This is a genomic window from Paenibacillus sp. MT124 (assembly GCF_058792755.1).
This window is the reverse complement of record NZ_CM179500.1, coordinates 329,709-337,500: the sequence shown is the minus strand read 5'-3', so window position 1 is coordinate 337,500 and position 7,792 is coordinate 329,709. Positions and strand designations below refer to the sequence as shown.

10 protein-coding genes are annotated in these 7,792 nt (G+C 45.7%); 2 read left to right on the top strand and 8 right to left on the bottom strand.

Features of this window, described 5'->3' with window-relative positions:
- Nucleotides 1-79 precede the first annotated feature (79 nt).
- The 3 genes from AC3RCI_RS01615 to AC3RCI_RS01605 form a co-directional block, all read right to left on the bottom strand.
- Nucleotides 80-1,273 carry an ornithine--oxo-acid transaminase gene (locus AC3RCI_RS01615; protein WP_492527373.1) on the bottom strand — a complete coding sequence of 398 codons (1,194 nt, stop codon included), beginning with the start codon at nucleotides 1,271-1,273 and terminating at the stop codon, nucleotides 80-82.
- 125 nt (nucleotides 1,274-1,398) lie between these two features.
- Nucleotides 1,399-2,055, bottom strand: coding sequence for an amino acid ABC transporter permease (locus tag AC3RCI_RS01610; protein WP_492527372.1), 657 nt, complete (start codon nucleotides 2,053-2,055; stop codon nucleotides 1,399-1,401).
- A gap of 23 nt (nucleotides 2,056-2,078) precedes the next feature.
- Nucleotides 2,079-2,900 carry a transporter substrate-binding domain-containing protein gene (locus AC3RCI_RS01605; RefSeq protein ID WP_492527371.1) on the bottom strand — a complete coding sequence of 274 codons (822 nt, stop codon included), beginning with the start codon at nucleotides 2,898-2,900 and terminating at the stop codon, nucleotides 2,079-2,081.
- 324 nt (nucleotides 2,901-3,224) lie between these two features.
- Here AC3RCI_RS01605 and AC3RCI_RS01600 point away from each other — a divergent pair, with 324 nt between their 5' ends.
- Nucleotides 3,225-3,869 carry a GntR family transcriptional regulator gene (locus AC3RCI_RS01600; RefSeq protein WP_336784406.1) on the top strand — a complete coding sequence of 215 codons (645 nt, stop codon included), beginning with the start codon at nucleotides 3,225-3,227 and terminating at the stop codon, nucleotides 3,867-3,869.
- A gap of 115 nt (nucleotides 3,870-3,984) precedes the next feature.
- Here AC3RCI_RS01600 and AC3RCI_RS01595 read toward each other — a convergent pair whose 3' ends face one another.
- Nucleotides 3,985-4,710, bottom strand: coding sequence for a class I SAM-dependent methyltransferase (locus AC3RCI_RS01595; RefSeq protein ID WP_492527370.1), 726 nt, complete (start codon nucleotides 4,708-4,710; stop codon nucleotides 3,985-3,987).
- Between the two features lie 165 nt (nucleotides 4,711-4,875).
- Between AC3RCI_RS01595 and AC3RCI_RS01590 the strand changes: the two genes are divergently transcribed.
- Nucleotides 4,876-5,220, top strand: coding sequence for a hypothetical protein (locus tag AC3RCI_RS01590; protein ID WP_127541303.1), 345 nt, complete (start codon nucleotides 4,876-4,878; stop codon nucleotides 5,218-5,220).
- Nucleotides 5,221-5,435: 215 nt separating this feature from the next.
- Here AC3RCI_RS01590 and AC3RCI_RS01585 read toward each other — a convergent pair whose 3' ends face one another.
- The 4 genes from AC3RCI_RS01585 to AC3RCI_RS01570 form a co-directional block, all read right to left on the bottom strand.
- Nucleotides 5,436-5,663 carry a cold-shock protein gene (locus tag AC3RCI_RS01585; RefSeq protein WP_095293549.1) on the bottom strand — a complete coding sequence of 76 codons (228 nt, stop codon included), beginning with the start codon at nucleotides 5,661-5,663 and terminating at the stop codon, nucleotides 5,436-5,438.
- A 187-nt stretch (nucleotides 5,664-5,850) separates the two neighbouring features.
- Nucleotides 5,851-6,051, bottom strand: coding sequence for a cold-shock protein (locus AC3RCI_RS01580; RefSeq protein ID WP_024633772.1), 201 nt, complete (start codon nucleotides 6,049-6,051; stop codon nucleotides 5,851-5,853).
- A 392-nt stretch (nucleotides 6,052-6,443) separates the two neighbouring features.
- Nucleotides 6,444-6,680: a DUF6953 family protein gene (locus AC3RCI_RS01575; RefSeq protein ID WP_095293548.1), complete on the bottom strand. Its 237-nt coding sequence runs from the start codon at nucleotides 6,678-6,680 to the stop codon at nucleotides 6,444-6,446.
- A gap of 145 nt (nucleotides 6,681-6,825) precedes the next feature.
- Entirely contained in the window at nucleotides 6,826-7,614 is a 789-nt protein-coding gene (locus AC3RCI_RS01570; RefSeq protein ID WP_492527369.1) for a CPBP family intramembrane glutamic endopeptidase, read from the bottom strand.
- Nucleotides 7,615-7,792 lie beyond the last annotated feature (178 nt).

The window sequence follows — 7,792 nt, the reverse complement described above, 5'->3', positions numbered from 1 at the left end:
GCCCCTTCGCGGCTTATTTCTAAAGCAATGATAGATAATTAGAACCGATCTCACATCCGCCTATCCAGGCTCCCATCCCTTAATCCTTTAAGACCTGTTTAATTCTTTCTATTGCCCAATTGATTTCATCATCCGTTATGGTAAGAGGGGGTGCAAAACGTATCGTAGTCTCATGCGTTTCCTTACACAGCAATCCTGCTGTCATTAGTTGCTCGCAATATGGGCGGGCAGGCACATGAAGTTCAACACCTATGAACAACCCTTTTCCTCGTACCTCTTTTACCGCTGCACTCCCAATCCCCTTCAGATGTTTCATAAAATAATTCCCTAGACGCTCCGAGCGCTCCACCAGTCGTTCATCTTCCAATACCTGCAGCGCCGCAACAGCCACCGCACAAGCAAGCGGATTACCACCGAAGGTGGAACCATGAGAGCCCGGCTCGAACAAATCAAGGATCTCTGCATCCGCTGCCACAGCCGAGATCGGCATAATCCCTCCACCAAGCGCTTTACCCATGATCCAGAGATCAGGCACTGCCCCTTCCCAATCAGAAGCAAAACGGCGTCCCGTTCGACCGAAACCCGTCTGGATCTCATCCGCCACCGTTAACACCTGCATTTTCTTACATAGTTCAAAAGCTTCCGCAAGATATCCGTCCGGCGGGATAATTATACCTGCCTCACCCTGAATCGGTTCTACCAGAAACGCCGCAGTATTGGGAGTGATCGCTTGCCTCAATGCATCAATGTCCCCATAAGGAATAATTCGAAATCCAGGCGTGAATGGACCAAAGTCCTTTTGGTACGCAGCTGAAGATGAGAAAGACGTGACTGTCAACGTTCTTCCGTGAAAGTTACCGGAGCAGACGATAATTTCAGCCTGATTTTCAGGGACACCTTTACAGCGATAAGCCCATCTGCGAACAGCCTTAACCGCAGTTTCCACTGCTTCTGCACCCGTATTCATTGCAAGAATCTTCGTTTTGCCCGTAAATTGCGAGAGTTTCTGATAAAAAAGGGAGGCTGCACTGCTGTGAAACGCCCGCGAAGTCAACGTAACCCGGTCAGCCTGATCCTTGAGTGCCTGAATAATCACAGGATGCCTGTGTCCATGATTCAACGCCGAGTAGGCACTTAGCATATCCATGTATCGACGGCCCTCAGGATCTTGAACCCAAACCCCCTCGGCTGTCTCAATGACAATCGGGAGCGGATGATAGTTAGACGCAGCATATTGTTCCGACCATTCCAACCATTTTCGAGAGTCTGACATTACTCCTCAGCACCTCCTGCCGATCTGTATACAAAATACAATATCAATGTATGCTCCGTCTTCTCTATTTACGACCCCTTCACAGCCAATTCCACCATAGCCCTGGTACCGAGGGTAAACCTCAATTAACGTGAAGCAGAGAGCCTCCGTTCTACCCAGGCAAGCAGATTAGCCAGTGTAAATGTGATCACAAAATAGAGTGCAGCAGCCACGAGGAGCGGGGCGAGTGGTTGAAAGGTAACACCTTGAACAGCTCTGGCCGTGTAGATAATTTCGGCAATCCCAATCATGGAGACAAGGGAAGAATCTTTAATAATGATAATGAATTCATTACCGATTGCCGGCAGCATGTTGCGGAACGCCTGAGGCAGTATAATGTAGCGAAGTGTCATGCCATGGGTTAAACCAAGTGAACGAGCAGCTTCTGTCTGACCTTTATCAATCGCCTGGATTCCGGCCCGAAACACTTCCGCCATATAAGCAGAACTATTGATGGTTATTGCCACAACCCCCGACATAAATGCCGGCAAGTTGATGCCGATCACCGTCAGACCATAGTGAATGATAAGAATTTGCACCAGCATCGGTGTGCCCCGAATGAGTTCAATATAGGCTGATGCCAAAAATTTGATTGGCCATACACGTGATATGCGCAATAGTGCAACCATAACGCCAAGGATGGTGCCCAGCAGGACGCCAAAGAAAGACAATTCTAACGTCACCCACGCACTTCTTGCATAATCCTGCCAATGATCCGATAAAAAAGAAAAATCTAAATTCACGGCATATCCCTCACTTGCCAGGCTTAGTTCCCAACCAACTCATTGGCTTCAATGACGAAACGTTCGATGTCACCGTTACTTTTGAGCTTTTGGAGTGTAGCGTTAATTTGTTTCACCAGCTCCTGATTCCCTTTTTTGACGGCAATTGCCGATCCAGCTTCATCTTCAGCTTGTTCAATCTTTATGTCCGACAATTCAAGTCCCTGCTGATTTTTCACATACTGTTCCGCTACCGGCTTCTCCAAAATGAGGGCACCCACGCGGCCAGTCTGCAATTCCAGAATCAACTCGGGGATTTTCGCCAGGGATGTGAGCTTGGCACCATCTATCCCTTGAGCAATCCCTTCTTGAATGGAGCTTTTCTGCACACCGACCTGCTTGCCTGACAGATCCTTCAGTGAGCCTAACGTTCCTCCCTCACCCTCCCGGACAAGCACTGCCTGTTCTGCATAGTAATAGATGTCCGTGAAATCCACGTTCTTCTTCCGCTCTTCGGTCGGGGTTAAGCCCGAGATCACAAAATCCACCTTTTCAGTGTCCAGCGCCATAAGGAGACCGTCAAAATCCATGTCTTCGATTTTTAACTCTGCTCCCATATCTGCCGCAATGGCTTTGGCAATCTCGATATCGAAACCTACTATGGTATCTTTGCCATCGATGCTCTTATGAAACTCATAGGGTGCGTAATCTGCGCTGGTACCAAGTACAATGACTTCCTTCTCTGTTGCGTCACCTTCAGCAGTCGAAGCTGGAGCCGAAGGATTACCTGTTGTCTGTTCCTGCCCACAAGCCGACATGATTACAACCATCAATGACAACAACACTGGTAAAAGAATTCTTTTCACAGAGCATACCCCTATTCTTTTTTTGGAATGATACACATCTAAATCTGTATACAATATACATCGTACTATATAAGGAACTTTATGTAAGATATACTAACAAACATTTGCATTTTCAGCAATAACTTTCAACCATTTATGGACTCATATCCCATTGTAAGCAAGATATCTAACACTCATATAACATCAAATAGGCGTTTGAGTTAGCTTGCCCAACTTCCCCCTCGGTGTTAAGATGATAAAAACTTATAACACCTGAACGGCGCACCACACTTGAGCCCAGCTCACACATCCTATCATTACTATATACAGAAGGGGGAATTCGGTATGGAAGTACCTAAATACCGTTCCTTGAAAGATCACGTTTACGACTATATCGCCCAGAAGATTCAGGACGGAACGCTGCTCCCCAATCAGAAGATCAACGAAGCAGAGATATGCAAAAAGCTGGACATCAGTCGCACTCCGACAAGAGAGGCGCTGTTTCAGCTTGCATCAGACAATCTGCTGCAATATATTCCGCGCCGGGGGTTTATTGTTGCTCCTTTTGATTCTGGCAAAAAGCTTGAATTCTCCCAGGCCATCGGGGTACTGGAAGCTCTCGCCGCCACACTCGCAGCAGATCATTTGAGATCATCCGACCTACTTGAGATGGAAGCACTTATCGCAAGAATGGATGAAGACATTGCCCAGCTCGATCTTACCGCCTATAGTAAAGACCAATATCAATTTCACAACTTGTACATCCAGCGATGTGGCAATTCAACCGTTATTGAAATGTTGGATACATTGAAAAACAGCTTCATTCGCCAGTCGTATGTAAGTGACAACAAATCGAAGTTATCCGGGGTGCTTCAGGAGGTTAACGAGGAACATCGCCAGATTCTTAACGCCTTCCGTACCAACGACAAACCGCAACTGGAGTCCCTCCTCAAACATCACTGGCGAATTATCGACAACGATATGCTGTAATGGTTTCCCGGGCTGCATTCAAACTGCTGCAGTTCAATAAGGCAACTCACCCTGTGAGTTGCCTTATCCTTTTCTCAAACCAATAACTTACGCTTAAGTCCACCTTCATCAGCATTCATCTCTCGTCTGGCGGGACCTTTGCATCAAAAACGGCATAGCCCAACCTTTTACCGTATCTCGCCAGCAATTGGTCATTGGTTTCACTCATGCGCCGGACCTGTTCATCCTCAAACAGAGCCATGTCCAGTTCCCGGTGCGGATCATGATCCACTCCCCATTTCCCCATGGACCGAGAGTGCTCACGAACCAACACGCTGGTAAATCCGCACTTTTTGAGTCGCTTCTTCCATACCGTTATGGTGGCCAGTGTCCTCATTCCATAAAAATGCTTCAACCTGCGGCTCATCAGCTCAGTTTTCCGTCCGCACAAAATCATCTCCCTGTCAATCAAACGCCCTCCTGGTTTCAAAACCCGTATATATTCGGAGAGCGCAGCACGCCAGCGAGTAAATATCGTAACCGACTCTACAAACACTACATCAAATTGATGATCCGGAAAAGGTAACGCAGTGACATCCGCCTGAATAAAACGAATATCCAGCCGTTCACGCCTTGCTCTTCTGACCGCTTTCTCCAGCATCTGATGGTGAAGATCAATCGCCGTCACCCGATACCCATTTCGCGCGAGATAACATGCCGTCCTCCCTGTACCACATCCTACTTCCAATACTCGCCCCCGTTCAGGAAGAGACAAGGAATCAATTAACTCCACTGTCGCCGTGAATCCGCCAGGATGCGCACTTCCTTCACCGAGCTTAGCCAGTAAATCATGATAATCCAATGTTTCCAGCCCCCTTCCCTCCCTCCAGTGTATGGAGCAATGGCAAAAGCGGCACATCCCTATATATTTTCCGGGTACTCGTCCATACCAATTCACTCTCTTTTTACTATGATATACAAACCGTTGATTCCAAGCGGCAAACCGCAAAATCTGAGGGGGATATGCATGCACAGAATTCATCCGGTATGTGAAGAGACGGTGTCTCCGCACGTTGGACGCCCGGTATGTATGATTATGAAAGATGGCAAGCACATATACGGTACACTTGGAGGCTGCCGGGATGGCAAGATTTATGTCAGCGGAAGTTTCGAAGGCCCACGTTTGTGCTCTGTAAAATCCAAACAGCAGCTCCGCAGAAAAGGGAAAAACAACGCAGTTACCGCAAAAAGAGTAAAGTCTTCCGCTTATGGCCCTTACGGATACGGGTACGGCGGGGGTTACGGATACGGCGCCGGATATGATGTTGCGCTGGTAACCACATTATTGCTGCTTCCATTCCTTTTCATCTAAGCAATCACACTCACTAGCTATTTTAAAATAAAAACACCCCTCATGATGGTACTGCCATGAGGGGTGTTTGTTATATTTCAATATTTCAAAACGAATAAAAAAAGGCATTCGCCAAAACGAATGCCGGGAATTTCATATTTCATTACCCTTACCTTTGCACAAGGTGTCAGGTCTAAGTTAAAAAAAAACACCTCGTTAGAGGCGGGTAAGCTATATTAAATCCGATTTCCTTTAGACATCGTCTTCATGTTACTGTTCGAATTTTCAAGCAATGGCAGCATCCTAGTCGTGCTAACCATCTCAGAAGCACATATCGGACAAGTAGGCACGCTATCAAACGCAAAATTGTCCCGCATCCATCCTTTGCACGTATCACTCGTACACTCCCAGATTGCCGCATCCGCTTGTGGAATTTCTTCCAATGGCTTTTTGCGATTATACATGACTTCTACCCCCTTGTTATGGAAAAACATCTAACCGACGTTATTTCACAGAAGCCTATACTTAGCGGAAGTCTTGACCCCGCTGGGCTACTGCCTCGACAACTTATTGGGCCGACTTACATCTATCTGCTCAAAAAAAAGAAGCTGCCTTTACCATTATAACATGTTAAAGGCAGCTATGCTTTAATTACAGTTTTACAACTTCTTCTGCTTGAGGACCACGGTTTCCTTGTACAATTTTAAATTGCACGCGTTGACCTTCGTCCAGCGTTTTGAAGCCTTCGCCTGTAATAGCGCTGAAGTGTACGAATACATCTTCTCCGCCTTCAACTTCGATGAAACCGAAGCCTTTATCAGCGTTGAACCATTTTACTGTTCCGTTTTGCATGTGAATTACACCTCCAAATAAAGATTAACATGTTCCTTTGTTCTTTGCAGCAAGCAAATAAAAATTCACACATTGAAAAAGGTACCAGTCATAACCTATAAGTGATCGCCCTTTACAATATGTGAATTAGGTTTTCCACTCTCTCTACAACTTGTTCTTATTATAACTCTAATTCTGCCAAAAAGCAAATCTTTGTATTTTCTTTTCAAACAGCTTTGGAAATACATGTTATTCGTGCTGCAGTGGACAAGTCTTGTTCAAAAGCACATCCGCTGCTGTGCGGTCTTATGAAAGGATATGCAGATCCGAACCAACTTATACATTTTTTATAAAATATTCTGGTATGCATATCCATTTCAATTAGATTCACTTATCTATACATCGAAATGAACCTACGTCCAAGCCCACATAAAAGCATCCCGATCCCAGGCGATCTGCCCGCCATGGAGCTTTCGAAATGCTTTTTTCACTTCTTTGGATAAAGAAGCATTCCCGTTCTCATTAACAAAAACAAATTCATCACCAAAATGGGTCTTCACGTATTCAATTGCTGCTTCTTGCTTCAATGTTCCGGTAAACTTAATCTCCTGAACCATCCATTCGGCGACTTCCTGTGCTGTTTTTTCCATCCTTAATCACCTGCTGTCTATTCTCATGTGCGAAAGGGGCTGACACAGGAAACCGGATCCCATGTTACCCCTACCGCCAGACTGAAGTATAACACGTGTACACCACAAGTGCTAAACGCGGTTACCAAGGCGCCTTATAAACGATCTAATGTGTAACTTCATGTCCAGCAGGTCCCGCATCGGCAGAGATCCTTTTTTCTTTTCGAGCACTATAGATCAACCATACACAATGAACAGCAAGAACGATTAACAAGAAAAGATCATAAGGAAGAGTATTTGTATCCTGGAGGTCATCACTTAGGAACTGGATCAAATTATGTATGAAGTGAAACAGAATCAAGGGAATGATGTTCCCATTTTTCAGCATTAACAGCGCCAGTACAGCTCCGAGCAGTAATGCATAGATCAGCTGCAGCATCGTATCCGCCATACTTTGACCTGAGAGTGCATTCAACATATGTGTAATGGAAAATAAAATGCTTGAGGTCACTACCGCTGCCACTGCACTTTTGCGAAGTAATGTTTTGAAAATAAGTCCGCGGTATACGGTTTCTTCCACAAAGGCAACGAGCAGCGTGAAAAAGATAAAGAAGGTCACTTTCGCTAAAGTCAGCTCCGCAAAACCTTTCAGGGCGATTGTACCCAGTACAAGGAGTAGCGGAATATAATACTTTGCGTGCTGAACCGGGATGGTTCTTAGGGAACGAAATCCCGTCTCGGCCCACCTGCGCCGCAGGGTCAGATAAATGATGAGTACAACAGCCATCGGCGTAAAGGACATAAGCACTGGCGAAGTGTAATCCAATTGCTTCACCGTCGCCACAGCCCCTGCTGCAAATACAGCGAGCAAGAGCAGCAGTTCAATGATAATCACAGCCAGTACCGGTCTGCGTACGGAGAACGATGGTTTTTTTCCGGTTTGCGGGGTTGCCATGGGTGAATCAGCCTCATTTCGTTGTCATTTGTCGTTGTCATGAGAATTTGATATGACAATTTAGTTGTATCATATCAGTTAACTTTCGAGTATCCTTTTTTGGATAAATTTATAAAAGTAACAAAATAGAGACTTTCTCTACCCTCTTTTCCCCTAAAATCAGGTATGGCTTGTGTTC

Coding starts and splice junctions, on each gene's coding strand:
- AC3RCI_RS01575 (WP_095293548.1), bottom strand. CDS start 6,680: ATGGAAAAAACAGCACAGGAAGTCGCCGAATGGATGGTTCAGGAGATT.
- AC3RCI_RS01600 (WP_336784406.1), top strand. CDS start 3,225: ATGGAAGTACCTAAATACCGTTCCTTGAAAGATCACGTTTACGACTAT.
- AC3RCI_RS01570 (WP_492527369.1), bottom strand. CDS start 7,614: ATGGCAACCCCGCAAACCGGAAAAAAACCATCGTTCTCCGTACGCAGA.
- AC3RCI_RS01615 (WP_492527373.1), bottom strand. CDS start 1,273: ATGTCAGACTCTCGAAAATGGTTGGAATGGTCGGAACAATATGCTGCG.
- AC3RCI_RS01585 (WP_095293549.1), bottom strand. CDS start 5,663: ATGTATAATCGCAAAAAGCCATTGGAAGAAATTCCACAAGCGGATGCG.
- AC3RCI_RS01590 (WP_127541303.1), top strand. CDS start 4,876: ATGCACAGAATTCATCCGGTATGTGAAGAGACGGTGTCTCCGCACGTT.
- AC3RCI_RS01580 (WP_024633772.1), bottom strand. CDS start 6,051: ATGCAAAACGGAACAGTAAAATGGTTCAACGCTGATAAAGGCTTCGGT.